Annotated in this window: 24 protein-coding genes; 16 read left to right on the forward strand and 8 right to left on the reverse strand. The window is 64.1% G+C overall.

All coding sequences use genetic code 11. The annotated features are described in order from the left end of the window. Nucleotides 1-2 precede the first annotated feature (2 nt). The 12 genes from GVM20_RS01795 to GVM20_RS01850 all read left to right on the forward strand — a co-directional run bounded on the left by GVM20_RS01795 (nt 3) and on the right by GVM20_RS01850 (nt 11,181). On the forward strand, nt 3-284 hold the full coding sequence (locus GVM20_RS01795) for an NAD(P) transhydrogenase subunit alpha part 2 (protein WP_068351175.1): 282 nt from the start codon (nt 3-5) through the stop codon (nt 282-284). Nucleotides 285-287: 3 nt separating this feature from the next. Next, complete coding sequence (locus GVM20_RS01800) at nt 288-1,745, forward strand: NAD(P)(+) transhydrogenase (Re/Si-specific) subunit beta (protein WP_502706183.1); 1,458 nt, start codon at nt 288-290, stop codon at nt 1,743-1,745. Between the two features lie 13 nt (nt 1,746-1,758). Then, the gene (locus GVM20_RS01805) at nt 1,759-2,100 is read left to right on the forward strand and encodes a hypothetical protein (RefSeq protein WP_166545598.1); all 342 of its coding nucleotides are present in this window, start codon (nt 1,759-1,761) and stop codon (nt 2,098-2,100) included. A 206-nt stretch (nt 2,101-2,306) separates the two neighbouring features. Further along, nucleotides 2,307-3,512, forward strand: coding sequence for a parallel beta-helix domain-containing protein (locus GVM20_RS01810; protein ID WP_166545599.1), 1,206 nt, complete (start codon nt 2,307-2,309; stop codon nt 3,510-3,512). Beyond that, a complete protein-coding gene (locus GVM20_RS01815) occupies nt 3,509-4,540 on the forward strand; it encodes an SO2930 family diheme c-type cytochrome (RefSeq protein ID WP_166545600.1) in 1,032 nt (343 codons plus the stop codon). Before GVM20_RS01810 ends, GVM20_RS01815 begins: the two co-directional genes overlap by 4 nt. Then, nucleotides 4,537-5,520 carry an alpha/beta fold hydrolase gene (locus tag GVM20_RS01820; protein ID WP_353653088.1) on the forward strand — a complete coding sequence of 328 codons (984 nt, stop codon included), beginning with the start codon at nt 4,537-4,539 and terminating at the stop codon, nt 5,518-5,520. Before GVM20_RS01815 ends, GVM20_RS01820 begins: the two co-directional genes overlap by 4 nt. A 93-nt stretch (nt 5,521-5,613) precedes the next feature. After that, entirely contained in the window at nt 5,614-6,318 is a 705-nt protein-coding gene (locus GVM20_RS01825) for an aspartate/glutamate racemase family protein (protein ID WP_166545601.1), read from the forward strand. 296 nt (nt 6,319-6,614) lie between these two features. Further along, complete coding sequence (locus GVM20_RS01830) at nt 6,615-7,778, forward strand: deoxyguanosinetriphosphate triphosphohydrolase (RefSeq protein WP_166545602.1); 1,164 nt, start codon at nt 6,615-6,617, stop codon at nt 7,776-7,778. Beyond that, complete coding sequence (locus tag GVM20_RS01835; protein WP_166545603.1) at nt 7,771-8,493, forward strand: NAD(P)H-binding protein; 723 nt, start codon at nt 7,771-7,773, stop codon at nt 8,491-8,493. Before GVM20_RS01830 ends, GVM20_RS01835 begins: the two co-directional genes overlap by 8 nt. After that, nucleotides 8,490-8,942 carry an ABA4-like family protein gene (locus tag GVM20_RS01840; protein ID WP_166545604.1) on the forward strand — a complete coding sequence of 151 codons (453 nt, stop codon included), beginning with the start codon at nt 8,490-8,492 and terminating at the stop codon, nt 8,940-8,942. Before GVM20_RS01835 ends, GVM20_RS01840 begins: the two co-directional genes overlap by 4 nt. 60 nt (nt 8,943-9,002) lie before the next feature. Continuing rightward, complete coding sequence (locus tag GVM20_RS01845; protein WP_166545605.1) at nt 9,003-10,565, forward strand: long-chain-fatty-acid--CoA ligase; 1,563 nt, start codon at nt 9,003-9,005, stop codon at nt 10,563-10,565. 16 nt (nt 10,566-10,581) lie between these two features. Then, nucleotides 10,582-11,181 carry a DUF938 domain-containing protein gene (locus GVM20_RS01850; RefSeq protein ID WP_166545606.1) on the forward strand — a complete coding sequence of 200 codons (600 nt, stop codon included), beginning with the start codon at nt 10,582-10,584 and terminating at the stop codon, nt 11,179-11,181. Here the strand turns inward: GVM20_RS01850 and GVM20_RS01855 are convergent. The 3 genes from GVM20_RS01855 to GVM20_RS01860 form a co-directional block, all read right to left on the reverse strand. Next, nucleotides 11,178-11,309 (reverse strand): Entericidin EcnA/B family protein, encoded by a 132-nt coding sequence (locus tag GVM20_RS01855; RefSeq protein ID WP_166545607.1) that lies wholly within the window; start codon nt 11,307-11,309, stop codon nt 11,178-11,180. The two genes, GVM20_RS01850 and GVM20_RS01855, sit on opposite strands and share 4 nt — an antisense overlap. Before the next feature lie 97 nt (nt 11,310-11,406). Then, entirely contained in the window at nt 11,407-11,538 is a 132-nt protein-coding gene (locus tag GVM20_RS16415; protein WP_286165986.1) for a hypothetical protein, read from the reverse strand. A gap of 64 nt (nt 11,539-11,602) precedes the next feature. Next, nucleotides 11,603-12,514, reverse strand: a complete 912-nt coding sequence (locus tag GVM20_RS01860; protein ID WP_166545608.1) for a DMT family transporter — start codon at nt 12,512-12,514, stop codon at nt 11,603-11,605. Between the two features lie 65 nt (nt 12,515-12,579). On the opposite strand from GVM20_RS01860, the gene GVM20_RS01865 reads away from it, so the two are divergent. After that, nucleotides 12,580-12,822 (forward strand): hypothetical protein, encoded by a 243-nt coding sequence (locus GVM20_RS01865; protein ID WP_166545609.1) that lies wholly within the window; start codon nt 12,580-12,582, stop codon nt 12,820-12,822. 85 nt (nt 12,823-12,907) lie between these two features. On the opposite strand, the gene GVM20_RS01870 is transcribed toward GVM20_RS01865, so the two are convergent. Beyond that, nucleotides 12,908-14,431, reverse strand: coding sequence for a TadA family conjugal transfer-associated ATPase (locus tag GVM20_RS01870; RefSeq protein WP_199799404.1), 1,524 nt, complete (start codon nt 14,429-14,431; stop codon nt 12,908-12,910). A 194-nt stretch (nt 14,432-14,625) separates the two neighbouring features. Between GVM20_RS01870 and glmS the strand changes: the two genes are divergently transcribed. Together glmS and GVM20_RS01880 are read left to right on the forward strand one after the other, a co-directional pair. After that, a complete protein-coding gene (gene glmS, locus GVM20_RS01875; RefSeq protein WP_166545610.1) occupies nt 14,626-16,461 on the forward strand; it encodes a glutamine--fructose-6-phosphate transaminase (isomerizing) in 1,836 nt (611 codons plus the stop codon). A gap of 157 nt (nt 16,462-16,618) precedes the next feature. Then, nucleotides 16,619-18,922, forward strand: a complete 2,304-nt coding sequence (locus tag GVM20_RS01880; RefSeq protein WP_166545611.1) for a putative bifunctional diguanylate cyclase/phosphodiesterase — start codon at nt 16,619-16,621, stop codon at nt 18,920-18,922. A gap of 9 nt (nt 18,923-18,931) precedes the next feature. On the opposite strand, the gene purQ is transcribed toward GVM20_RS01880, so the two are convergent. Both purQ and purS read right to left on the reverse strand, forming a co-directional pair. Beyond that, the gene (gene purQ, locus GVM20_RS01885) at nt 18,932-19,621 is read right to left on the reverse strand and encodes a phosphoribosylformylglycinamidine synthase subunit PurQ (RefSeq protein WP_166545612.1); all 690 of its coding nucleotides are present in this window, start codon (nt 19,619-19,621) and stop codon (nt 18,932-18,934) included. Continuing rightward, nucleotides 19,621-19,863 (reverse strand): phosphoribosylformylglycinamidine synthase subunit PurS, encoded by a 243-nt coding sequence (purS, locus tag GVM20_RS01890; RefSeq protein WP_166545613.1) that lies wholly within the window; start codon nt 19,861-19,863, stop codon nt 19,621-19,623. The genes purQ and purS overlap by 1 nt, the downstream gene beginning before the upstream one ends. A gap of 290 nt (nt 19,864-20,153) precedes the next feature. Between purS and GVM20_RS01895 the strand changes: the two genes are divergently transcribed. Further along, nucleotides 20,154-22,385 (forward strand): TonB-dependent receptor, encoded by a 2,232-nt coding sequence (locus GVM20_RS01895; RefSeq protein WP_166545614.1) that lies wholly within the window; start codon nt 20,154-20,156, stop codon nt 22,383-22,385. An 81-nt stretch (nt 22,386-22,466) separates the two neighbouring features. Here the strand turns inward: GVM20_RS01895 and GVM20_RS01900 are convergent, their stop codons facing one another. Then, the gene (locus GVM20_RS01900) at nt 22,467-25,337 is read right to left on the reverse strand and encodes a M16 family metallopeptidase (protein ID WP_166545615.1); all 2,871 of its coding nucleotides are present in this window, start codon (nt 25,335-25,337) and stop codon (nt 22,467-22,469) included. Between the two features lie 86 nt (nt 25,338-25,423). Further along, nucleotides 25,424-26,227 carry a phosphoribosylaminoimidazolesuccinocarboxamide synthase gene (purC, locus tag GVM20_RS01905; protein ID WP_166545616.1) on the reverse strand — a complete coding sequence of 268 codons (804 nt, stop codon included), beginning with the start codon at nt 26,225-26,227 and terminating at the stop codon, nt 25,424-25,426. Between the last annotated feature and the right edge of the window lie 20 nt (nt 26,228-26,247).

A 26,247-nucleotide genomic window follows, 5' to 3' on the forward strand; every position in this document is an offset into this window, starting at 1 on the left:
CCATGGACTTCATTTCAATTCTCAGCATCTTCGTACTGGCCTGCTTTGTGGGCTATTACGTCGTATGGTCGGTGACCCCGGCGCTGCACACCCCGCTGATGGCGGTGACCAATGCGATTTCCTCGGTGATCATCGTCGGCGCGCTGATCGCGGCGGCTGAGGCCAACAGCCCGATTGCCAAATATCTCGGCCTGTTCGGCGTGGTGCTCGCCAGCATCAACATCTTCGGCGGGTTCGCTGTCACGCAGCGTATGCTCGCGATGTACAAGAAGAAGGGGAAGTAAGAGATGAGCTTCTCCCTTCTTGCTGCGGGCGCAGCGCACGGCGGCGGAACGCCGGCCTGGGCGATGCTCGCCTACCTCGTTTCGGGGGTGTTCTTCATCCTCGCGCTGCGCGGACTTTCGAGCCCGGCCACCAGTCAGGCGGGTAACCGCAATGGCATGATTGGCATGGCGATTGCGGTCGCTACGACGCTCGTCACCCACAAGATCGCCAATATTGTCGAGATCCTGATCGCGGTCGGCATCGGCGGCGCGATCGGCGTGGTGGTTGCCCGCCGCATCGCCATGACCGCGATGCCGGAACTGGTTGCGGGCTTCCACAGCCTCGTCGGCCTGGCCGCCGTGGTGGTCGGCTTTGGTGCGTGGCTCGATCCCGAATCCTTCGGGATTGTCGACAGTGCTGGCCAGATCATGGCGGTCAGCCGGATCGAACTCGGCCTTGGCATTGCCATCGGGGCGATCACCTTCTCGGGCTCGATCATCGCCTTCCTCAAGCTGTCGGGCCGGATGAGCGGTTCGCCGATCATGCTGCCGGGGCGGCACGTCATCAACCTTGGGACGCTTGCGGCGATCCTCGGTCTGATCGCGCTTTACACCGTTTCGCCAGATGGCGGCGCGGGTGAGGGCTGGATGGTTATCGCGATTGCGGTACTGGCCTTTATCATCGGCTTCCTGCTGATCATTCCGATCGGCGGCGCGGACATGCCGGTCGTGGTCTCGATGCTCAACTCGTACTCGGGTTGGGCCGCAGCGGCGATGGGCTTCACGCTCGGCAACTCGGCGATGATCATCACCGGCGCGCTGGTCGGCTCTTCGGGGGCAATCCTCAGCTACATCATGTGCCGCGCGATGAACCGCAGCTTCATTTCGGTGATCGCGGGCGGCTTCGGCGCAGCGCCCGAAGCGGGCGGTGCGGGCGGGGCGCGCGAACAGCGGCCCTATAAGCAGGGCTCTGCCGAAGACGCCGCCTACATGCTCGAACAGGCCGAGAAGGTCATCATCATCCCCGGTTACGGGATGGCGGTTGCCCAGGCCCAGCACGCGCTGCGCGAAATGGGTGATAAGCTCAAGGAAAAGGGCGTGGAGGTGAAGTACGCCATCCACCCCGTCGCAGGCCGCATGCCGGGTCACATGAACGTGCTGCTCGCCGAAGCCTCGGTTCCTTATGATGAAGTCTTCGAGCTTGAGGACATCAACTCCGAATTCGCCCAGTGCGACGTCGCCTTCATCATCGGCGCCAACGACGTGGTGAACCCCGCGGCCAAGACCGACAAGTCCAGCCCCATCTACGGAATGCCGGTGTTCGACGTCGACAAGGCCAAGCAGGTGTTCTTCATCAAGCGCTCGATGGGCGGGGTGGGTTACGCCGGGGTCGACAACGACGTGTTCTACATGAACCAGACCGTCATGCTGCTGGCCGACGCCAAGAAGATGGTCGAGGAAATCGTCAAGTCGCTTGACTGAGGCGAGGCCTACCATGCGCAAGCTCATCATCGGCCTTCTGCTGATCATCCTGCTGGCGGGCGGGGCGGTGTTCACCGGCCTCGCCAACCCGCTGGTCGAAATGCAGGTCAAAGGCGCGCTGGTGGAATCCGGCATTGGCGAAAAGCGCGCGGCCTGCATGGCCGAACGTATGGTCGACCGTCTGACGATCCCGCAGCTTTGGAAGTTGCGCCAGGGCATGGCGGCGCAGGACGGCGAGCCTGAGGAAGGCTATGGCCTCGGCGAGCTGATCAAGCGGCTCGACCGGGTGGATGATAGCGAGGCGGTGGCGGTATTGACCACCTCTGCCGGACTGTGCGCCATCGGCCTCGGGTAATCACCCCTCCGATAGTCCTGCGGGCTGCCACCTCCCCATCCCTTCGGGACAGGGAGGGATTGGGCGCGATAAAGTCCCTCCCCGTTGCGAAGCAATGGGGAGGTGGCAGCGCCGTAGGGCGCTGACGGAGGGGTAAGAAGCCATGCTCCCCGCTTGCATTCCCTCCCCCCAATGCGCCACAGTGCGGGGCGGAGAGGGAGAATATCATGAACCGAATGGCACTTGCCGCCGTGTTGCTGGCCACAGCAGCGCCGCTCGCCGCCGAAACCCACCGGGTTGAACCGGGCGAGGGTGCGGCCGAACGCTTGCAGGAGGCACTGATCCTCGCCGCGCCGGGCGATGTGATCGAGTTGGGAGCGGGACGCTTCGTCCTGACCGATGGCCTCAGCCTCGACGTTGACGGCGTGACGCTGCGCGGGACCGGGATGGAAGGAGGGAGCGCCAGCGTGCTCGACTTCACCGGTCAGCAAGGCGCGGGCGAGGGGCTGCTCGTCACTTCCGACAATGTCACCTTGCGCGATTTCGCGGTGGAGAACCCCAAAGGCGACGGGATCAAGTCCAAGGGCGCTGATAACATCATCTACAGCGGCATCCGGGTCACATGGACCGGCGGGCCCAAGGCGAGCAATGGTGCCTATGGCATCTACCCGGTTGAGAGCACCGGCGTGCTGGTGACGAATTCCAAGGTCTCGGGCGCGTCTGATGCGGGCATCTATGTCGGTCAGAGCCGCGACATCACGGTTCGCCAGAATATCGTCGAATACAATGTGGCCGGGATCGAGATCGAGAACAGTCGCAATGCGCTCGTCACCGAGAACATCGCCACCCGCAACACCGGCGGGTTGTTGGTGTTCGATCTGCCCGGCCTGCCGGTGATGAACGGCGGCAACGTGATCCTGCGCCGGAACGTCGTGGCGGATAACGACACCCCGAACTTTGCGCCACCCGGCAACATCGTCGCCAGCGTCCGCCGCGGCACGGGCGTGCTGGTCATGGCGAATGACGGCGTGCTGATCGATGAAAACGCCTTCGAGAACAACCCGACCGCGCACATCATGGTGGTCGCTTACACCCAGCCTTTCACCGACGCCCGCTACAATCCCTATGCCCGCAATGTGATCGTCGGCTTCAACGCCTTCGGGCGCGGCGGCGATGATCCGCAGCTTGATGGCAAGGAGCAATTGTTGGCCGCTTTCGGCGGCACGCTGCCGCCGGTGCTGTGGGACGGGATCGTCGAGAAGGATAACGGGCTGAAGATTGCCACGGGCGTGACTGGCTGGTCGCTCAATCTGTCCAAGCCGGGGCAGAGCCTTGCCGAAGCGCAGCCCGGGCCGCTGATGCTGACCCCGGTTGAAAGCTGGGAGTTCCCTGAAGTCGGCGCCCCCGCAGCGCTGGAGGCGCGGTTGAAGTGAAGCGGCGGAGTCTCGGCCTTCTGGCTTTGGCCTGCGCCACGTTCGGCGCTGCGCTCAGCCATGCGACGGTGATCGCGCCTGAGCCGGTCAACGATGCGGCGATCATCGGCGCAGCCTTCCCCAAGGCGCTGAGCGAGTTCGCGTTCTTTCAGGATGCGCGCGAGCAGCACCCGAGCGCGCGTGTGCACCCCTATGCGCTCAACACGCCGCTGTGGTCGGACGGGGCGGAGAAGCTGCGCTTCATCTATCTGCCCGAAGGCACGCAGCTTGTGGCGGATGGCGCCGAGAATTCCGGGGGCCTGCTGCAATTCCCGGTCGGCGCGGCGATCATCAAGACCTTTGCCTTTGGCGAGGGCGCGGACCGCCGCCTGATCGAAACCCGCGTGCTGCTCCACCGCGCGGACGGCTGGGTGGCACTGCCCTATCGCTGGAATGCCGAGCAGACCGAGGCAACGCTGGCCTTGGCTGGCGGGCGGATCGATCTCGTCACGCCGGCGGGCGAGACGATTTCCTATGCCATTCCGAACAAGAACCAGTGCAAGGGCTGTCACGCCAAGGACGGGCAGGTGATCCCCATCGGCCCCAAGGCGCGCAACCTCTCGGTCAAGTGGATGGCGCAGATGCTGGAGGGCGGCGCGCTCGACCGGCTGCCTCCGGGCGGGGCGACAATGCCGGTCTGGGCGGGTTACACGGATAAAGCGCCTGCCGAGCGCTTCGCCCGCGCCTATCTCGATGTGAACTGCGCCCATTGCCACCAGCCCGGCGGCGGTGCGTCCAATTCCGGGCTCGACCTGCGATGGGAGCAAGCCGATCCCCACGCCATCGGGATCATGAAACGCCCGGTCGCGGCGGGTCGCGGGGCGGGGGGGCATGACTTCTCGGTGCTCCCCGGCCAGCCCGATAAGTCGATCCTGCTCTACCGGATGGACAGCGCCGAACCCGGCATCGCCATGCCTGAACTGGGTAAAGCCAGCGTTGACAAGCAAGGCGTCGCCGTCGTGCGGCGCTGGATTGCGGAGATGAAATGATGAAGTGGGTCTGGCGCGGTTTGCTCGCGCTTCTGGGCGTCTTGGTGATCGCCTTCCTGATCTTCCGCACCCCCGATACGGACGCCGCCGAAATGCGCGCCAAGTATGGCGGGCCGCCGTCGCAATTCGTCGCAATCGGCGGCGGTGTGACCGTGCACCTGCGTGACGAGGGACCGAAAGATGCGCCCGCAATTGTGTTGCTCCACGGCTCTAATGCCGATCTGCACACCTGGGAGCCGTGGGTCGCGGCGCTCAAGAGCCAATACCGGGTGATCCGCTTCGATCAGGTCGGCCACGGTCTGACCGGGCCTGATCCCAAGGATGATTACAGCCGCGACAATTACGTTGCCGATATCCTCGAAGTGGCGGACAGGCTGGGACTGAAGCAGTTCATCCTCGGCGGCAATTCGATGGGCGGCAAGCACGCGCTGGCCTTTGCGATCGCTCACCCTGAGCGGCTGACCGGCCTTGTGCTCGTCGACGGCAGCGGCGGGCCGATGCTCAAGCTCGATACCAAGAAGGACGACGACAGCGGCAATATCGGCTTCAAGATTGCGCAGACGCCGGGGGTCAACCTGCTAGTCGAGCAGATCACGCCCCGCAGCCTGATCCAGCAAAGCCTCGAACAATCGGTCTCGGTCAAATCCGTGGCAAGCGAGGCAGCCGTGACGCGGTACTGGGAGCTGCTGCGCTACCCCGGCAACCGCCGTGCGACCTTGAAGCGTTTCGGCTACCCCTATGATCCGCTGGCCGAGGCGGATATCGCCGCAGTCACCACGCCGACGCTGATCCTGTGGGGCGAAGGGGATCGCGTGATCCCGGTCGAAGCGGGCAAGTGGCTCGCCAAGACCCTGCCGAACAACACGCTGGTGATCTATCCCAAAATTGGCCACCTCCCGCACGAGGAAGCGCCCGAGGCCACGCTTGGCGATCTGCAACCGTGGCTTGCCGAGCACGCCTTGGCGGCAAAACCGGAGTAACCCCCGCCCGCACGCCCGCGCCCACTGGACGCCAAGGTTGCTTGCACCCTACACCCTTTCGCACTTGCACACAGAATCGAAAGGCTGGCGGCATTGCGCAAACTCGGGATCATCGGCGGCATGAGCTGGGTGTCGACCGCGACCTATTATGATCGCATCAACCGCATCGTCCAGAAACGCGCCGCCCCGATGGCAAGCGCGCCGCTGCTGATCGAGAGCCTGGATTTCTGCCAGCTCTACGCCTTGCGCGAAGAACGTGACTGGCAGCGTGCGGCAAGCGTGCTGATCGAGAGTGCCAAACGGCTTGAGGGTGCGGGCGCGGAGGGTCTCATCATTGGGGCCAATTCGATGCACCGGCTGTTTGACGACGTGGCGGCCAGCGTGAACATCCCGATCCTGCACATCGCCGAATATGTCGGCATCGCCATGAAGCGCGCGGGGGTTACCAGCGCGGCGCTGCTGGGCACCCGCAATGTGATGACCGAGAGCTTCTATCGCAAGCGTTTGGTGGCCCACGGGATCGACTTGCTGCCGCCCAACCTCGAATATGTCGAGATGCTCGACCGGATCATCTATGACGAGCTGATGGTCGGGAAGGTCACACGCGAGGCCGAGCGGACGCTGAAGACCATCATCACCAACAAGGCCCAGGAAGGCGCCAGCGCCGTGGTGCTGGCCTGCACCGAACTGGATCTGGTGGTCGATGTCGATGCCAATGTTCTGCCGATCTTCGATAGCACCCGCATCCATTGCGAAGCGGCTGCGGACTGGATTTTGCATGAGGAAGCCGAGGGTTAGCTATCGACTCATCGGGTAAGTCATGCAGTTGGTCGATTAGCTGGGTTGCAAGGGGTGCAACCGGTTAATGTTTCCGCCTATGGCGCGCTCGGATTTTGTCACGGAAACGTAATGGCATTATCCGGGTCTTCGGGTCGCACCGATTGGCCCTTGGGGCCGCTTTCCTCCCCCCAATCACCGGAAGGCGGCCCCATAATTTTTCTGACCCAACCGGCTGTTTTCTGGCCATTTTTGCGGTGTTCTCGCCTCGTTCCGGTTGAGAAGCCCGTCCGGCTCGCCTAGGCGCTCGACCTGTGATGACCCGCGCCCCCTATGCTGCCGACCCCGAGGCCCACGGGCCGCGCGAATTTGGCGGCGCTGGCGATGGCGAGCGGCGCGGTCCGCGCAGTGCCTTCCAGCGCGATCGAGACCGGATCATCCATTCGATGAGCTTCCGGCGGCTGAAATCCAAGACCCAGGTGTTCATCGCCCCCGATGGCGATCATTACCGCACGCGGCTGACTCACAGCCTTGAAGTCGCGCAAATCGGACGGGTGATCGCGCGCGCGCTGGGGCTGGACGAAGATCTGACCGAAGCCCTGTGCCTTGCCCATGATCTCGGCCACCCGCCGTTCGGCCATGCGGGGGAAGCGGCGCTTTCCGCGGCGATGGAGCGCCATGGCGGGTTCGATCACAATGCGCAGGCGCTGCGCACGGTGATGCGGATCGAGTGCCCTTATCCCGCGCATGACGGGCTCAACCTCACCTGGGATCTGCTGGAAGGTCTGGCCAAGCACAACGGCCCGGTAACCGCGCCGAACTGGGCACTGGCGGAATTGGACGAAGCGTTCCCGCTGATGCTCGGCACCTGGCCCTCGCTTGAGGCGCAGGTCGCGGCGGTGGCGGACGACATTGCCTATGACAATCACGACATTGACGATGGGTTGCGCGCCGGGTTTCTGAGCCTTGACGATTTGCTCGCCCTCGATTTCCTCGCAGACCAGTGGCGTAGCGTCGAAAAGCGCTTCCCCCATGCCCCGCGGGAGCGTTTGCTCCGCGAGATGATACGCGACCAGATCGGGCTGATGGTGAATGATGTGATCGCGCACACTGCGGCGCAGGTGAAGGGCCTGCGCTCTGTCGCAGACGTGCGCGAGGCGGGGCGCCAGCTCGCCGGGTTCTCGCCCGCGATGGCCGCGCAGGAACGGCGGCTGAAGACCTTCATGTACGAACGGCTCTACTACCACCCCGAACAGATCGCGGCGGCCGAGCGTGCGCGTGATGTCGTGGCGCGGCTCTACGCCGCCTATGCACAGGACGCGCGCCTGATGCCGGAGGACTGGCAGGCACGCCTGCCGCAACGCGATCCGAGCCGTGCGCGGGTGATCGCCGATTTCATCGCCGGCATGAGCGACCGGTTTGCGATGCAGGCGGTGAGCAAGATCTATGGCGAGCGTCCCTCGGGTTTGATCAATGTCTGAACCACGCAGCATCGGCCCGGTACGCATCGCTCTGGTCGGAGCCACCGGGCTGGTCGGCCGCCGCGTGATCGAGCTTGCCAGCGCAGGCGATGACGTGCGGATCGTCGGCATCGCCCGGCGCGAGGTTCCGCTGCCCCCCGGCGCGCGGATGGAGATGTTCGTGGCAGAGCCCGCCAAATGGGGCGAAGTCCTCGACGCGGTCCGCCCGCGCGCTCTGATCTGTGCGCTTGGCACAACCTGGAAGAAGGCAGGGCGTGATGAAGCGGCGTTCCGCGCGGTCGATTACGATCTGGTGCTCGCCACCGCCGACATGGCCAAACGGGCTGGGGTGCCCAATATGGTGGTGGTCAGTGCCGCAGGCGCCGACGCCCATTCCAAGAGCCTCTATATGCGTGTGAAGGGCGAGACCGAGGAAGCGCTGTCACGCGTCGGGTTCAAGCGGCTCGATATCCTCCATCCCGGCCTGCTGCGCGGGACGCGGACGGACGACCTGCGCTTTGCCGAACGTGCGGCAATCATTGCCGCGCCGCTGATTGATCCGCTCTTGTCGGGTTCATGGCAGCGGTTCCGCTCGATCGATGCGGGACTCGTGGCCGAGGCCGCGCTGGGGCTCGCACTGCGCCGGGCCGGTGGGCGCTTTACGCACGACAACGAAGCAATGCGCCGCGCCGCGCGCGAATGGCGCCGCTTGGGCGAGACGGGAGAAGCGCAATGATCGACTGGAATGCGTGGTTCAGCATGGTCAACCTGCTGGCGCTGATCGCGTGGACGGGGTTGATCCTGCTGCCGCGTTGGCCGGCGCTCCTGTCCGGCATCCTCTATCTCGGCATTGGCCTGCTGTGCCTGATCTACGCCACCGGGCTGATCGGCTTGGTGAGCGGGCTGATCCCCAATCCGCAGGGCGGCGGAGCGAATTTCACGACCATCGAAGGGGTCCGCGCGATCTTCGGTTCGGACGGCGGAGTCACGATCGGCTGGACGCATTACCTCGCCTTCGATCTCTTCGTCGGCCTGTGGATCGCCCGCGATGGCGATGCGAAGAACATCTCGCGCCTCATTCAGGCACCGGTTTTGCTGGCGACCTTCATGGCCGGGCCGCTTGGCCTGCTGGTGTGGCTGGGCTTGCGCGAGCCGATTGCGCGGCGGCAGGGGCGGTTTCGCTAGACCAGCGCGCGGGCTTGCGCTTAACCTCTCCCCAAACAGCTTTTGGGAGAGAGCAGCGCCATGGCGAGAAACGCCTATCACGACTTTTCGACCTTCGATGCGATCTTGCACTTCTGGGCCAAGGAGCGTCCTGACGGACCTGCCTTCGATCAAGACGGACGGGTCACGAGCTATGCCGAGGCCGATCTCCTCACCCGCCAGCTGATCGCATTGCTGCACGCCCGCGGGATCGGCGCGGGGGACAGGATCGCGTGGCTCGGCAAGAATCGCGATACCTATTTCCTGCTCTATATCGCCGCGGCTCGGATGGGCGCGGTGATGGTGCCGATTGGCTGGCGGCTCGCCCCGCGCGAGATTGCCTATATCCTCGGCGATACCGAGGCCAAGCTGCTGTTCGCCGACGCGGACTTCATCGAGACGGCGCACACAGTCGCAGGCGAAGTTCCCGCCAATCCCGAAGTGATCGAGGCGGAAGCCGCGCGCACGGCAGCGGCGGGCTTCGAACCGGCGGACTATACGCCGCCGGGGCCGCATGATCCGGTGTTGCAGCTCTATACTTCGGGGACGACCGGCAATCCCAAGGGCGCGATGCTAACCAACACCAATCTGCTCGGCCTGAGGAATGCGGGCAATGAAGCGGGGCTGGACTGGCAGTTCTATGAGCCCGGTGATTGCATGCTGATCGCCATGCCCTGCGCGCATATTGGCGGCACGGGTCTGGTGAATATCGCGATTGCCAATGGCGTGCGCTCGCTGGTGCAGGCGGAGTTCTCGCCCGTCGGCGTGCTCGAAGCGATCGAGGCCGGGGCGACGCATATGTTCATCGTGCCCGCCGCGCTCCAGATGGTGGTGCAGCACCCCCGCGCGGCGACCACGGATTTCAGCAACCTCAAATACCTGATGTATGGCGCGGCGCCCATGCCCTTGGAACTGCTCAAGGAAGCGGTGCGGACCATGCCAACCACCCGGTTCCTGCAAGCCTATGGCATGACCGAAACGTCCGGCACGATCTCGATCCTCCCGCCCGAGGATCACGCGCTTGAAGGCAATCAGCGGATGCGTTCGGCTGGCAAGGCTTGCCCCGGCGTCAGCATCGAAGTGCGCGGGCCGGACAATGTCGAGGTGCCACGCGGCGCAATCGGCGAGGTTTGCATTCTCTCACCCAGCAATACGCCCGGATACTGGAAGCTGCCTGAAGCGACCACCAAGACGATTGACCCCGATGGCTGGCTCCACACCGGGGACGCGGGCGTGATGGACGATGATGGCTATGTCTATATCCAGGACCGCATCAAGGACATGATCATCTCGGGCGGCGAGAACGTCTATCCTGCCGAAGTGGAGAGCGCGATCTACGGCCACCCCGCCATCGCCGAGGTCGCGGTGATCGGCGTGCCGAGCGCCAAGTGGGGCGAGGAGGTCAAGGCCTGCGTCGTCGCCAAGCCAGGCATGGAAGTGGACGAGGCAGACGTCATCGCCTGGACGCGCGAACGTATTGCGGCGTTCAAGGCGCCCAAGAGCGTCGATGTGATCCCGCTGATGCCGCGCAATGCCAGCGGCAAGATCCTGCGCCGCGAACTGCGCGCGCCGTACTGGGAAGGCCAAGAGCGACAGGTAAGCTAGCGGCAGGTCTCCTGACATGAAACAGCACGCCCCCGCCACAGAACGCAACCGCGCGCCGATTGCCGAAGTGCTGGCGCGCGAATTGCCCGCCAGCGGCACGGTGCTCGAAATCGCGGCCGGCACCGGAGAACACGCAGTGTTCTTCGCTGAGGCGTTCCCTGCACACACGTGGCAGCCGACCGACCCTTCGCCCGAGGCGCTCGCGTCGATCGCTGCCTATCGCGCGGACTATGCCGGTGACAATCTCGCCGCTCCGTTGTTGCTCGATGCGGCTGCGCCTGACGCGTGGCCGGTCGCCCAGGCTGCTGCAATCCTGTGCATCAACATGGTCCATATCAGCCCCTGGGAAGCGACCCTCGGGCTGTTCCGGGGCGCCGCCCACGTGTTGCGCACCAGCGGTGCGCCGCTGATCCTCTACGGCCCCTATATCGAACAGGGCGTGGAAACGGCGGCCTCCAACCTCGATTTCGATGCCAGCCTGAAAGCCCGCAACCCGCTTTGGGGTCTGCGCAAGGCAGAGACTTTGGATGCGCTCGCTGCCACGCATGGTATGCGGCGGACCGCGCGCCACGCGCTGCCCGCCAACAATATCATGCTGATTTATCGCAAGATCTAGTCAATCGCGCGCTTGCCGGCCTGACCGACCGACTTGATGTCATCGCCGATGCCGTCAACCGTGTTGCAGGCAGAGGCAGTCAGCGCGAGAGCGGCGAGGGCGGCGGCAGTCAGCACATTGCGAATCATCAGATCACATCCTTTATGCGAAGGCATGGAAGTTCAACGCTCGACCCTGCATAAATTTTCCTGACAATTCCATGAAGCATCCCGCCGCCGCGTCGGCTCAGATTTCTTCTTCGACTTCTTTCGATGCCGATTTGAGGTCGTCGCCCACTCCGTCAACCGTGTTGCATGCGGTGGACGCCAGCAGAGCTGGCACGGCGACGAGTGCGAGAAGCAGATTACGAGTGGTCATGGCGGGGTGCTCCTTTGAATGGACCCTATCGCGCGTACCTGCGCGGGGCGCATAAAGGTCCATGCTATTCGCCAGAGTGCACCCGGGATCGGGCAAGCTGCCGTTCGCGCCACGCAATCAACAGCCCGGCGGCGATAATCAATGGCGCGCCGAGCCACAGGCTGGCAGGCGCGGCCCGGTCAAAAATGGTGTAGCCATAGAAGCTCGCCCAGAGCAGCGCGGTGTAATCCATCAGCAGGATCACTGCGGCAGACCCGAACCTCAGCGAGGTGGTCAGCAGCATCTGTGCGCCAGCGCCAACCAGTCCCATGCCGAGGATCAGCGCCCAGGTCACGGGATCATGGCTCGCCATCACGAAGGGCAGGGCCATGGCCGCAATCGGCGTGGTCAGCGCGCTGAACCAGAAGACGATGCTCCACGGGTTCTCGGTGGTGTTGAGGTCCTGAAGCTGGAAACTGATCAGCGCCACCATGAAAGGCGCGACCAGTCCGACCGCGACACCGGCCAGGGTCACGCCTTCGTGCAGGCCGGAAAAGGGCTGCATCACAACGATCACCCCGGCAAAGCCCATCGCCACTGCACCCCAGCGGTAAGGGCCAATCCGCTCGCGAAACAGCACGATGGCGATCAGCACGGCGAACACCGGCGCGGTGAAGCCTAACGTCGTCGCCTCGGTCAGTGGCAGCAGCAAGACCGCGCCATAGGTGAAGATCATGCCGAACAAACCGCTCGCTGCGCGCCGGGCGTGGGCCGGGAGGCGTTTGGTCCTGAGCAAGGCCAGCTTGCCGGTCAGCGCCAAGCCTGCGCCGAGCAGCACGACGGTGAGCAATTGCCGCCAGAAGATCAGCTCGATCAGATGCGCACCGCGTGTCCCTGCCAGCTTGACCAGCATACCCATCGTCGCCAGCGCAAGCGCGGCCAGCAATCGGACGCCGAGCGCAAGCAAGGGGCGGGGGCGGGCGATCGAGCCATCCATCGCGGGACGGCTTGGCCGAGGCGAGAGGGTTGCGCAAGCAGTGCGCGCACCCACATAGCGCCCCGATGGACATTCTCGCCCAATTCGAACTGCTGAGCGATGCCGCGCAGCTTGCGTGGACCGGCGCGGGTTTGTGGGTGCTCGCTGGCATTGCCGCGGTCATGGAACGGCGGCGGGCGAAGCGGCGCGATGTCGCGCGGCTGGAGCAGGTTGGCTGGGTACCGTGGACCAGCCTGTTCATGCTGGCAGCGATTGCGGGCGGCGGTTGCCTTGCGATGAGCCTGCCGGTTGTTCTCGGGGGACTTTAGGCCGTCGAATCAATGTCAGCAGCAAACGAACCCGCAAGGGTTCGCAAGGCCGACTGCACCGGGTCGGACGGCCCGGTGCGGTGTGTCAGAGACACGCCTCCAGATACGCCTGATCGAAGCCGAACTGGCGCGCCTTTTCCAGTGTGTAGGGGCGCAGGCCCGAGGCGCGGAATTCGCCGAGGATCTTTCCGTCCTCGCTCTCGTCCAGATACTCGAACTTGAACAGTTCCTGCGTCACGATCACGTCGCCTTCCATCCCGATCACCTCGGTGATGTTGGTGGTGCGGCGTGAACCGTCGCGCAGACGCTTTACCTGCACGATGAGATCGACCGATTCGGCGATCTGGCGGCTGATGGCTTCCTTGGGAATCTTGATGTCGCCCATCAGGATCATGTTTTCCATACGGCCAAGGCATTCGCGCGGGCTGTTGGCGTGGAGGGTACACATCGAACCATCGTGACCGGTGTTCATCGCCGCGAGGAGATCGAAACACTCCGCGCCGCGAATTTCCCCGAGGATGATCCGGTCCGGACGCATACGCAGAGCGTTCTTCACGAGGTCTCCGATGGTGATCGCGCCCTGGCCTTCAAGGTTCGGCGGGCGGGTTTCGAGCGGAAGCCAGTGCGGCTGCTGCAAGCGAAGTTCCGCCGCGTCTTCGATGGTCAGCACGCGCTCGCCCGGGTCGATCATCTTCGAAAGGGCGTTGAGCATGGTCGTCTTACCCGAACCGGTACCGCCCGAGATAACGATGTTCATCCGGCTCGCGCCCGCAATCTTGAGCGCGGTTGCCATCTTGTCCGACATCGAGCCGAAATCGCGCAGCATGTCGATGGTGATCGGCTTTTCGGAAAACTTACGAATCGAGATCGCGGTGCCGCGCAGGCTGAGCGGCGGCACGATCACGTTCACACGCGAACCGTCTTTCAAGCGGGCGTCGGCGAGCGGGGTGGTCTGGTCGACGCGGCGGCCGACCTGGTTCACGATCCGCTGCGCGATCTGAAACAGATGCTGTTCATCACGGAACCGGATCGGGGCGAGGGTCAGCTTGCCCTTCTTTTCGATGTAGGTCTGATCCGGGCCGTTGACCATGATATCGGTCACGTCGGGATCGTTCAGCAGCTCTTCGAGCGGGCCGAAGCCGAGCAACTCGTCGATCAGCACCTTTTCCAGCGCGAACTGTTCGCGCCGGTTGAGCGTGACCTTCAGCTCGGCCAGCACTTCCATGATGATCGGGCGGAATTCCTCGGACAGCTCCTCCTTCGAGAGGGTCGCCGCCGCTTCGGGATCGACACGTTCGAGCAGGCGCGGCAGCACCTGTTCCTTGATCTTGTGGACGCTGGCTTCAAAGCCGCCGACCTCGGAGTCGCCCGTATTGACGGCCGCCATGCGCTCGTTGAGGCGCTCCATCGCCTCGGCCGTGGACGTGGGTTTGGCAAGCGAAGGCGCCGGTGCCGGACGCGGGGGAGGGGCTTCACCCGGGATGGGCGGGAACTGTTCGCCCCCGCGCGGACCTGCGCCCGCACCCTTCATAGGCCGCGCGACACCGAAGGCGGGCCGTGAGCCCGGCTTCATTCCGCCAGCATTGCCCTTTTTTCCGAATGCGCTCATTCTCAGCCCCCGAGGCTCTCTAAAACCCTGCGCACCTCGCCTGAAGGAAGCGAAGGCTGCGTCTCGAAAAATGGTGAATAAGCAGGAAAGGTTGTTTTTTTCCTAAGCTCGCCCGGACTGCGCAATCGGGGGGCTTGCTGTTCACTTTAGGGCAGCTAGAGCGGCGGAAACGACAGCGAGGGAACAGCCAGGCAATGTGCGGCATTATCGGGATCGTGGGAAGTGCCAGCGTCGCTGACCGGCTGGTCGACGGGCTGAAGCGGATGGAATACCGGGGCTATGACAGCTCGGGGATTTGCACGCTGCATGACGGCGCCCTTGTGCGGAGGCGCGCGGAGGGGCGGCTTGGCAATCTGGTGACAGTGCTCGCCAACGATCCGGCACCCGGGGACGTCGGCATAGCGCACACGCGGTGGGCCACCCACGGGGCGCCGACAGCGGCCAATGCCCACCCGCACGCGACCGCCGAAGTCGCGATCGTTCACAACGGCATCATCGAAAACTTCAAGGAATTGCGCGCCGAACTCGCCGCCAAGGGCCGCGTGTTCGAGAGCGAGACCGACAGCGAGGTGGTTGCGCACCTGATCTCTGCCGAGGTCGAAGCCGGGGCCGACCCGGTCGCCGCCGTGCGCACTGTCTTGCCGCGCCTGCGCGGTGCCTTTGCCCTGGCGATTGCGTTCCGTGCGCATCCTGAGCTGCTGATCGGCGCGCGATTGGGTTCGCCGCTGGTGCTGGGCTATGGGCCGGAAGGCGAGGACGCAGAGATGTATCTCGGTTCCGACGCGCTGGCGCTCGCCCCGCTGACGCAGCGTATCACCTATCTCGAAGAAGGTGACTGGGTGGTGCTCCGGCGCGACGGCGCGCAGATCTATGACGTCCAGAACACCCCCGTCGCCCGCGAGATCCGCCCCTCGGGCGCTTCGGCGGCGGCGGTGGAGAAGGGCAATTACCGCCACTTCATGCAGAAGGAGATCTTCGAGCAGCCCACCGTGGTGGCCCAGACGCTCGCTTCCTATCTGCGGCGCTCGGACAATTCGGTGGCGCTGCCGCAGATCGACTTCGATCTGTCGAGCATCCGCCGCCTGACCATCGTGGCCTGCGGCACGTCCTACTATGCCGGGATGGTGGCGAAGTACTGGTTCGAGCAGTTTGCCCGCGTCCCGGTCGACATCGATGTCGCGTCGGAATTCCGTTACCGTGACCCCGTGCTGGAAGACGGCGGGCTGGCGCTGTTCATCTCGCAGAGCGGAGAGACGGCGGACACGCTGGCCGCGCTGCGTCACTGCAAGGCCAACGGGCAGACCATCGGCGTGGTCGTCAACGTGCCGACCAGCACGATGGCGCGCGAGGCTGATTTGCTGCTGCCGACCCACGCCGGGCCGGAAATTGGTGTCGCCTCGACCAAGGCCTTCACCTGCCAGCTGGCCGTATTGGCCGCGCTGGCGGCGCATATGGCGGTGAAGAAGGGCCGTCTCAGCCGCGATCAGGAATCCGAGATCGTGCGCCACCTGCTGGAAGCGCCCGCTGCGCTGAACGCGGCGCTCGATCATGATGATGATATTGCCGCTATGGCGCACCTGATCGCCCCGGCGCGCGATGTGCTCTATCTGGGCCGCGGGCAGGATTATCCGCTGGCGCTGGAAGGCGCGCTGAAGCTCAAGGAAATCAGTTACATCCATGCCGAAGGCTATGCCGCGGGCGAAATGAAGCACGGGCCGATCGCGCTGATCGACGATGCGGTGCCCGTGGTGGTGATCGCGCCTTCAGGCCCGCTGTTCGAAAAGACCGTCTCCAATATGGAAGAGGTGCGCGCGCGCGGCGGGCAGGTGGTGCTGATCTCTGACGCCAAAGGCATTGCCGAGGCGGGCGAGGGCTGTATCGCCACGATCGAGATGCCTGTCGTCCACCCGCTGATTGTGCCGATGGTCTATGCCGTTCCGGTGCAGCTGCTGGCCTACCATGTCGCTGTGGTCAAAGGCACGGATGTCGATCAGCCCCGCAACCTCGCCAAATCGGTGACGGTCGAATAGCCCCCTGCAAGGGCACAGGTGCGAGCGGCGGGTTAACTATTGTCAGGCGGCGGCTTCTCGCGCTCCTTTACCGCAATCTAACCATTGGCCGTTAAGCCTGCTGTCAGTGGCCAAGCAATCCGCCTCCTTATCGCCGCCTCCAGCGGTCGAATTGCCGATGTCCGATATTCTCGGATTATCGAGCAATCCGGCGTTCGATCCCACGCGCCTGCGGGGCGACGAATATGCCGAACTGGCGAAAGCGAGCCGTAACCGGATGCTCGCCAATGCGCTGGTGGTGGCGTTTGTCGCTTCGATCTTCGCGCCGCTGATCGGCTTGCTGATTGTCACACCTTGGGCGGCGCTGCTCGCCTTCATCCTCTACCGGTCGCGGCAGACCGATCTGCTGCTGGTCGATCCGACATACCGCGCCGGTCCCGCCGCCATTGCGCGCACGCAGAACGTCAACGCCATTGCCTCAGCCTTCTGCTGGGTGGCCGCACTTATCGCCTTTCCGCTGCTGGCCGATGGGGCCCAGGCGACCGCGATGCTGCTGATCGTGATGGTGATGATGGTCTCTTCGACCTTCGTTTTCTCAACCTCGCCGCTCAGCGTGCTGATCTACATCGGCATTCTCGGGGTCGGAGCGATTGTTTCGCTTGCTTTGCAAGGTGAGTGGCAGGCTGTCTGCGCGGCGATCCTGTTCACGATTGCGAACCTCGTGGCGACGGTTCAGATCCGTTCGACCTTCGTCAAGGCGCGGCTGGCCGAGGCGGCGGTGATCGAGAAAGAAGCCGTGGTTTCCTTGCTGCTGCGCGAGTTCGAAGAGAACGAGGCCGACTGGCTGTGGGAAGTCGATCCAGCGCGCCGTCTTCGCTCGGTTTCGCCGCGCTTCGCCTTCGCGCTGGGCCGCTCGCAGCCTGATGTCGAAGGCAAGCCGCTGCTTGAGATGATCTCGGGCCGCAACTGGGAAAGCGGGCAATTCCCGGCAAGCCTCCACGATCTGGCCGAGCGGCTGAAGAACCGCGAGAACTTCTCGAACATGCTGGTGCAGGTGTTGATCCTCGGCGAGGAGCGCTGGTGGGAGCTGTCCGGCACGCCGATGCGCGACGAGCAGGGGCGCTTCACCGGCTTCCGGGGCGTTGGCTCGGACGTGACCGAACAGCGCAAGTCCTCTGAAAAGATCGCCTATCTGGCGCGTTACGACACGCTGACGCAGCTGCCCAATCGCCTGCACCTGACCGAAGCGTTGGGCGAGGCGCTGCGTTACTCGGTGCAGTGGCGCACCCGCTGCGCGCTGCTGATGGTCGACCTCGACCGGTTCAAGGCGATCAATGATTCGCTCGGCCACATGACCGGTGACAAGCTGCTCGGCCAGGTCTCGGCCCGCCTGCAAGCCCTGATGGGCGAGAACCAGATGTGCGGGCGACTGGGCGGGGATGAATTCGCGATCGTGATCCGCGATGCGAGCACACCGGGCGTGATTCGCAATCTTGCCCGGCAGGTGATCGATCGCCTGTCCGAACCCTATCAGGTCGACCACCATACGCTCTATGTCGGCGCCAGCGTCGGTTCCGCCGAGGGGCCGCGCGATGGCAACAGCGTTGAGGAAATGATGCGCAACGCCGACCTTGCGCTCTACCGCGCGAAGGACATGGGCGGGGGCGAACATTGCCGGTTCGAGCAGGAGCTCCACGCCTCGGCTGAGGAACGCCGCTCGCTCGAAGCGTCGCTGCGCAAGGCCCTGGGCCGCGACGAGATGATCCTGCATTATCAGCCTGTGGTCGACGCCCGCAGCGAGAAGGTGGTCGGCTTCGAGGCTCTGGTGCGCTGGAACAGTGCCGAGCATGGCTTTGTCAGCCCGGGCAAGTTCATTCCGCTCGCCGAGGACACCCGCCTGATCGTGCCCATCGGGCAGTGGGTGATGCGACAGGCCTGCCACGAAGCGCGCAACTGGCCCGAGGACATCAAGGTCAACGTCAACGTTTCGCCCGAGCAGCTGCTTGAGCCCGGCTTCCATGAGGAAGTGGTGCAGGCGCTGGCGGTGACCGGCCTCCGCCCTGAACGGCTCGAGATCGAAGTGACTGAAAGCATCTTCCTGCGCGATGCCAGCGTGGCTCGCAACGCGCTCGAACAGGTGATGGCGCTGGGCTGTTCGGTCGCGCTGGACGATTTCGGGACCGGCTATTCCTCACTGGGCTACCTGCGCAAACTGCGCTTCTCGACCATCAAGGTTGATCGCACTTTCGTGCAGGGCGCAGCGCAGGGCAGTGCGGAAAGCCTCGCGATCATCAACGCGGTGGTGGCGATGGCCCAGAGCCTCAAGATGACCACGACCGCAGAGGGCGTAGAGACGGTCGAAGAGGCCGAACTCATCCGCAATCTCGGCTGCGACAAGATCCAGGGCTTCTACTTCGGCCGACCGATGACCGCAGACGATGCGCGCGGGCTGTTCCGCCAAATCAGCGAGCGCCGCGCCTGAGGCACGGCGTTACGCGGTGGCGAAGTTCGCCAGAATGTTCTCGAACAGGCGCCGCCCGTCAGCCCCGCCCAGCGCCGCCACGGCCGCAGGTTCGATCGCACGTTCGGGGTGGGGCATCATGCCGAGCACGCGGCCATTGGCGCTAAGCACCCCGGCAATATCGCGCGCCGATCCGTTGACAGCCTCGGCATAGCGGAAGGCGACGCGGCCTTCGCTCTCCAACTGATCGAGTGTTTCAGCGTCGGCGAAGTAATTGCCGTCATGGTGGGCGACGGGCACGCGGATCGTCTCACCCGCAGCAAAGCCCGCGGTGAAGGGCGAGGCAGTGTTCTCTACCGTCAAGGCCACGGTGCGGCAGACGAACCGCTGGCCGGCATTGCGCAGCAGAGCGCCCGGCAGCAGGCCGGCTTCGGTCAACACTTGGAAGCCGTTGCATACGCCGAGCACCGGCACGCCGCGCTCTGCCGCCGTAATGACCGCCCGCATGATCGGGCTGGTTGCCGCCATCGCGCCCGAACGCAGATAGTCGCCATAGGAAAAACCGCCCGGCAGCGCGATCAGATCGAGCCGGTCCGGCAGATCGGCATCGGCATGCCACACCCGCAGCGCGGGCTGGCCCGACACCGCTTCGAGTGCGCTGGCCATGTCCCGGTCGCAGTTGGAGCCGGGGAAGGTGATGACCGCCGCCCGGAACGCCATCAGCCTTGCGCTCCTGCGGTTTCGATCGTGAAGCTCTCAATCACAGTGTTGGCGAGCAGCTTTTCACACATCGCCTTGATCGTATCGTGATCGGTGCCGTCGGCCACATCGAGTTCGATCAACCGGCCGATCCGCACATCCTCCACCCCGGCAAAGCCGAGGCCTTCGAGTGCGTGATGCACGGCACGGCCTTGCGGATCGAGCACGCCGGGCTTCAATCGGACGAGGACGCGCACTTGCATGGCTGATGCTCCAATATGGGGGGCTGTCTTGGCGCCGCTATAGCGTTCCAGCCCGCACACGCAATCGCACTGATCGTGCTTGTGCACTACGCGCAGGGGCGAATCCCTGTCACAAGCCGGTCGTCAATAGCCTAGGATTGTAACCTTGGTGCAACATCTCGTCAGAGAACGCCTCGCGAGCGTCGTTTTGACGCAACATTGATGGCCACTCGCCTCGCGCGAATCGGACAAAAATGTCACGGGCAAGTCACCCACTCTCCATCCGATTACACCAAAAAGGGGGCCGTCTGATGTCTCACCGTTACTCCGCATTTCGTGCTGTCTGGGCCGGTTCGACCGCGCTCGCTGCCGCCGCTACTGTCAGCATTGCCGCTCCTGCCGCCGCGCAGGACAGCGAAACCGCCGAGGCCACCGAAGGCCAGCTGGCGACCATCATCGTCACCGCCAACCGCCGCGAGGAAAACCTCCAGGACGTGCCCGTATCTGCCGACATTCTGGATCAGGAACGCATCGGTGCGATCTTTAGCGGGGCGGGTGACATCACCGCGCTGGCCGGCACCGCGCCGGGCCTCAACGTCGAAAGCTCGAACGGCCGCGTCGCGCCGCGCTTCTACATCCGCGGCCTTGGCAACACCGATTTCGATCTCGCCGCCTCGCAGCCCGTGTCGGTGCTGCTTGACGATGTCGTGATGGAAAACGTCACCCTCAAGAGCTTCCCGATCTTCGATGTCGAGCGGGTTGAAGTCCTGCGCGGGCCGCAGGGCACGCTGTTCGGCCGCAACACCCCGGCGGGGATCGTCAAGATCGATTCGATCAAGCCGAGCCACGACACCAGCGTCGTTGCCGGCCTGTCGTTCGGCAGCCTCGATACGATCTCGCTCAATGGCGCGGTCGGCGGATCGATCGTCAAGGACGTGCTGGCGTTTCGCGTCGCAGCGCAGATGCAGAAGCGGGGCGATTGGATCAGCAACGGCTTCACCAATCAGGACAACGCGCTGGGCGGCTATGCCGATTTCGCGGTGCGCGGCCAGTTGCTGTTCACGCCGAACGACCGGACGAGCATCAATGCCGCGGTCAATTTCCGCGACCTTCAGGGTTCCTCGACCTTCTTCCGCGCCAATATTCTTGGCCCGGGCAACAACAAGCTGAACGCCAATTACGACCGTGACACGGTGTTCTATGATGCAGGCGGCGGCAACGAGGCGGATTACCAGCAGTTCGGTGCCACGCTGACTGCGGCCTATGAATTTGACGGCGCGACGCTGACCTCGATCACCAGCCACTGGACCAGCGAAGGCTCAAGCCGGGGCGATGTCGATGGCGGCTTCGGTGCGGTGTTTCTGCCGGGCGGGGGTGGCCCCGGCCTGATCCCGTTCCCCTCGGACACGCAGGATTCGATCGACCTCAAGCAGACAACCCAGGAAATCCGCCTCGCCTCGACCGGCGAAGGTCCGCTGAGCTGGCAGGTCGGCGGCTTCTACTTCGAAAGCGATTTCGATGTGACAACCGTCGGCTTCACCTTCCCGCCGCCGGTCACGGTCAACCACACCAACGAAGCCTGGGCGCTGTTCGGGCAGGTCGGCTATCAGCTGACCGAAAAGCTGCGCGTCACCGGCGGCCTGCGCTACACCGATGACCAGAAGGATTTCTTCGTCCGTTCGGGCGCGGCCCCGCAGCCGCGCAGTGTGGGTGACGACCAGTTCGATTGGGATATCAGCATCTTCGGCGATGTGTCCGAAGATGCCAGCGTCTATGCCAAGATCGCCAACTCGTTCCGCGGGCCGACGATTCAGGGCCGCGATGTCGCCTTCTTCAACCCGCCCTCGGTCGCGCAGTCGGAGAACATCACCTCCTACGAAGTCGGCTTCAAGAGCGAACTGGCGGATCGTACCGTGCGCCTCAACGGTGCGGCCTATTACTACACGGTTGAAGACCCTCAGTTCACCGCTGTGGGCGGTGCGGGCAACCTTGTGCAGTTGATCAACGCCAACAAGGGCGAGGCCTGGGGCCTTGAATTCGACGGTGCCTTCCAGGTGTCGCCGCAGTTCCTCGTGACCCTCGGCGTGGCTTACAACAACACCGCGATCAAGGATTCGACCCTTGCCGTCGGCATCTGTGCGCAGTGCACCGTCACCGATCCCACTCGTGTGATCAGCGGCAGCACCCGCGCGCTGATCAACAACAACCCCTTCCCCAACGCACCGGAGTGGAGCGGCGATTTCACCGCCCGCTACAGCATCCCGGTGGGCAATACGGGTGAGTTCTTCATCTTCACTGACTGGGTATTCCTCGGCGATACCAACTTCCTGCTTTACGAAAGCCGCGAATTCAACGCCAAGAGCCGCATCGAAGGCGGTCTCAAGGTCGGCTATTCGGGTGACGATGGCCAGTGGGAAGTCGCCGCCTTCGCGCGCAACATCACCGATGAAGACAACGTCCTTGGCGTGGTCGACTTCAACAACAACACCGCCTTCGTCAACGATCCGCGCATCATCGGCGTGATGTTCGGCGTGAAGTACTGACAGGCCTCGCGTCCCCGCCGCGCGCGGGGACCTCGCTGAACATGAAGGGGCTGGCAGGCGATGACCTGTCAGCCCCTTTTTTCATTCCGCGGCCACTGATGCTTCGGGCACGACCACGAACTCGACCGCGCCCTCGGGGACGAGGTATTTCAGGGCCATCTGGTGGATGTCTTCGGGTGTGATGGCCCCCATGATCCCCGGCGCGTTGAAGTAATCATCCAGCTCCGCCGGGTCGCTCTGGGCGTCTGCTGCCAAGGCCAGCCAGCCTCCCAGGTCTTTCAGGTAATTATTATAGGCCTCGAAATACGGCTTGCGGGCGCGCTCGATGATGTCGGCATCAAGCGGGGCCTGACGCAAGTCAGCCACCAGCTGTTTCAGCGCTTCGCGGCTGGGTTCGACCTGATCGACCGCCACTGACGTGCTGATCGTGAACGTCCCGAACCCGGGATAGTCGTCGCTGGTGTCGGACGCGGCCGAGGGCGAATAGGCCTGACCAAGCTTTTCGCGCAGACGGTCGGTCAGTTCGAGCCGCACGATTCGCGCCAAAAGGTTCAGTCGCATCGATTCGGCCAGGTCACTGTCATCGGTTGTTGGCCAGACCCAGTGGAGCAATGCCTGATCGGGCTCACCCTTGTGGGTCAGCACCCGCTGACCGCGTTCGGCGGTGAATGTCACCACCCGCGCTTCGTCACGAGGATTGAATTCAGCCTCGCGCGCGGGGAGGGCGCCGAAGGTTGAGGCGACCGCCGCAATCGCTTCCGCCTCGTCCAGATCGCCGACCAGCGCGATCTCGATCGCGCCGGATGCCAGACGGTCTCCGATCACATCGCGCAACTGCTGGAAATCGAGCGCGAAGAACGCCTCCTTGGGCTGGAGGGCGAAGCGCGGGTCATTTTCGTGAATGATGCCGCCCTGCGCTGCGGCGAGCGCGCGGCCCGGCGTGGAATCGAGCGTCTTGTAGAAATTCTCGATGCCCTTGCGGAACTGCTCGACCGCCTCAGGGCGGTATCCCGGGTCGGTGATCAGCGCGGCCATCACCTGCATCTGAAGCGTCAGGTCGCGCGGGGTGGTGACGGCGGATGCTGTGAAGGCATCGATGCCGCGCCCCAATCCGAACGCAACGCTGCGACCGGCAAGCATGGTGGTGAGCTCGTCCCGGCTGTGCTTGCCCAAACCGCCGGCTTCCAGCGACCCGGCCAGATAGGTGCGCAGCGGCGCTTCCTTGGTGTTCATCAGGTTGCCGCCGTCGAGCGCGAAGGAAAAGGCGATGCGATCCTTGCGCACATCGGTCTTTTTGAGCGTCAGCCTGACACCGTTGGCGAAACGGATTTGGCGCAGGCCGAGCCGCGGCTCGACGGTATCGGACACCACAGTCCCGGCGGGCCCGAAGTCGGTGTAGCCAAAGGCCAGCGGCCCTTTGTCGACCGGTGCGGTGATCGGCTGGGCCATCCCTTCTGCAAAGGCCATGCGCAACGCCGCCTCACCGCCTTCGGGTGCGGTGCGGCCCTCGAAGCGGATCAGCGGATCGGCCAGCGGTGCAGCATCGGCTGTCACCGCTTGCCACAGGGCCTGCGGGGTCATTTCCGGGGCAACACGCTCGAATTCGGCGAGCTGCCATTCGGGCGTGGTTGGCACGCGCTCATCGCTGGCCAGCGCCAGCGCCGCGCCAGCGAAGACGGCATTGCTGCGGGTGTCAGCGGACTTGACCCCATTCTCCAGCGATGTGCGGATATTGGCGAGCTGTTCGTCAACCTCGGCCTGCGTGAAGCCATAGGTGAGCGCCTGATTGACCTCGCGGGTGGCGGCAAGCACGCCCTTCTTCCACTCGCCATCAACGCTGCTGACGCTGAGGCTGGTGATCCGCGCCTCTTCGAAGATATCGCCCGAGCCGAAGCTGGCGCCCCGAAATGGCGCGTCGGCGCTGCGGGTCAGCCGCGCGAGCCGGCGGTTGATGATGGCGTAGCCGACGCCGCGCAGGAACGCTGCCTTGCGATTGGCGATCGTGTCGGGCTCGTCGCGCCACGGGGCGAGGCGGCTGATGGTGACGCTCTCGCTCAAGGCCGGATCGAGATGGATGTCGGTGATCCCCTTGCGGGTCACATCGATGGGCCCTGCCTCGGGCTCAGCCGGGGCGGGGGCAGGGGCCCAATCAGAAAAGCGGGTGCGGATCGCGGCCTCGACCACCTCGACCGGAAAGTCGCCGACCAACACCAATACGGTGTTCGATGGCCTGTATGTGCGTTGGTAGAGCGCGCGGATCTGGTCTGCGGTCGCGCCTTCCAGCACCTCAAGCGTGCCGATCGGGATGCGATCGCCATAGCGCGCCTCGGGGGCGAGGAAGGCGACATTGTCCTCGAAATTGCGCTGCTGGAATCCCGCGCGGTCACGCCGTTCAGCCAGGATCACCCCGCGTTCGCGCTCCACCGCGTCTTGCGAAATGGTCAGCTCGCTTGCCGTTTCGCGCATCAGCATCAGGGCCGTGCCAAGCAGCGCTTCATCATTGCGCGGCAGATTGAGCATGTAGGTGATATTGTCGAACCCGGTCGAAGCATTGGTGTCAGCGCCGAAGGCAAGGCCTTCGCGTTCGAGCAGCTTGATCATCTCGCCTTCGGGGATGCCCTTCGACCCATTGAAGGCCATATGTTCGAGATAGTGGGACAACCCGCGCTCGGTATCGGTCTCCTCCAGCGCGCCGGAATCGATCCGCATCCGCACCAGCGCGGTGCCGGCGGGCGTTGCGTTCTGGCGGATGATGTAGCGCATCCCGTTGGGAAGCTGACCGAAGGTGTATCCGGTGTCGACCGGGACGTCGCTGTCCTCGAAGGCCCAGACAGGCGCGGGCGCTTGAGTGGTGGCTTCGGCAGCGGGGGCATCCTGCGCGGCGAGCGCGGTGGTGAAGGCAAGCGGCGACAGCGCCAGCAAGAGGCTGGCAGCAAGGGGGAAATTCCGCATGGAAATCAGGCGTCTCTCTCAGGTCATTTGCGACGTCTGAGAGACTAGCGCGTCAATCCGGGCTGTCAGCCTATTTCTTGAGTGGCTTACTTCTTGAGTGGTGGCGGCCCACGCAGGCGCGAGCGGGCGTGGGACAGGTCGAACACTTCGCCCGGGCTATTGTCCTCACCATTGAGCAGGCCAAGCCGGCGCGCGACTTCGCGGTAGGCTTCTTCCTCACCGCCCAGATCGCGGCGGAAGCGGTCCTTGTCGAGCTTTTCGCCCGTCGCCATGTCCCACAACCGGCAGCCATCGGGGCTGATCTCGTCGGCGAGGATCACGCGGCTGTAATCGCCATCGTAAAGCCGCCCGAATTCGAGCTTGAAGTCCACCAGACGGATGTCGATCGCGGCGAACATCCCGCACAGGAAATCATTGATGCGGATCGCCATCGAGGAAATGTCATGCATCTCCTCGTTCGACGCCCAGTTGAAGCAGGCGATGTGCTCTTCGGCGACCAGCGGATCGCCCAGGGCATCGTCCTTGTAGTAATATTCGATCAGAGTATGCGGCAGCGGCTCGCCTTCCTCGATGCCGAGGCGCTTGCTGATGGAACCGGCGGCGACATTGCGCAGCACCACTTCGAGCGGAATGATGTCGACCTGCCGGATCAGCTGCTCGCGCATGTTGAGGCGGCGGATAAAATGGGTCGGGATGCCGATATGGGCGAGGCGGGTGAACACATGCTCGCTGATGCGATTGTTGATCACGCCCTTGCCGTTGATCGTGCCCTTCTTCTCGGCATTGAAGGCCGTCGCGTCATCCTTGAAATACTGGATAAGCGTGCCCGGTTCAGGACCCTCATAGAGGATCTTGGCCTTGCCTTCGTAGATCTTGGTGCGGCGGGACATCAGGTCGGCACTCCCAGCTC

Origin of the sequence: Porphyrobacter sp. SLTP (genome assembly GCF_009905735.1) — a bacterium.
In the GTDB taxonomy this organism is placed as follows: domain Bacteria; phylum Pseudomonadota; class Alphaproteobacteria; order Sphingomonadales; family Sphingomonadaceae; genus Erythrobacter.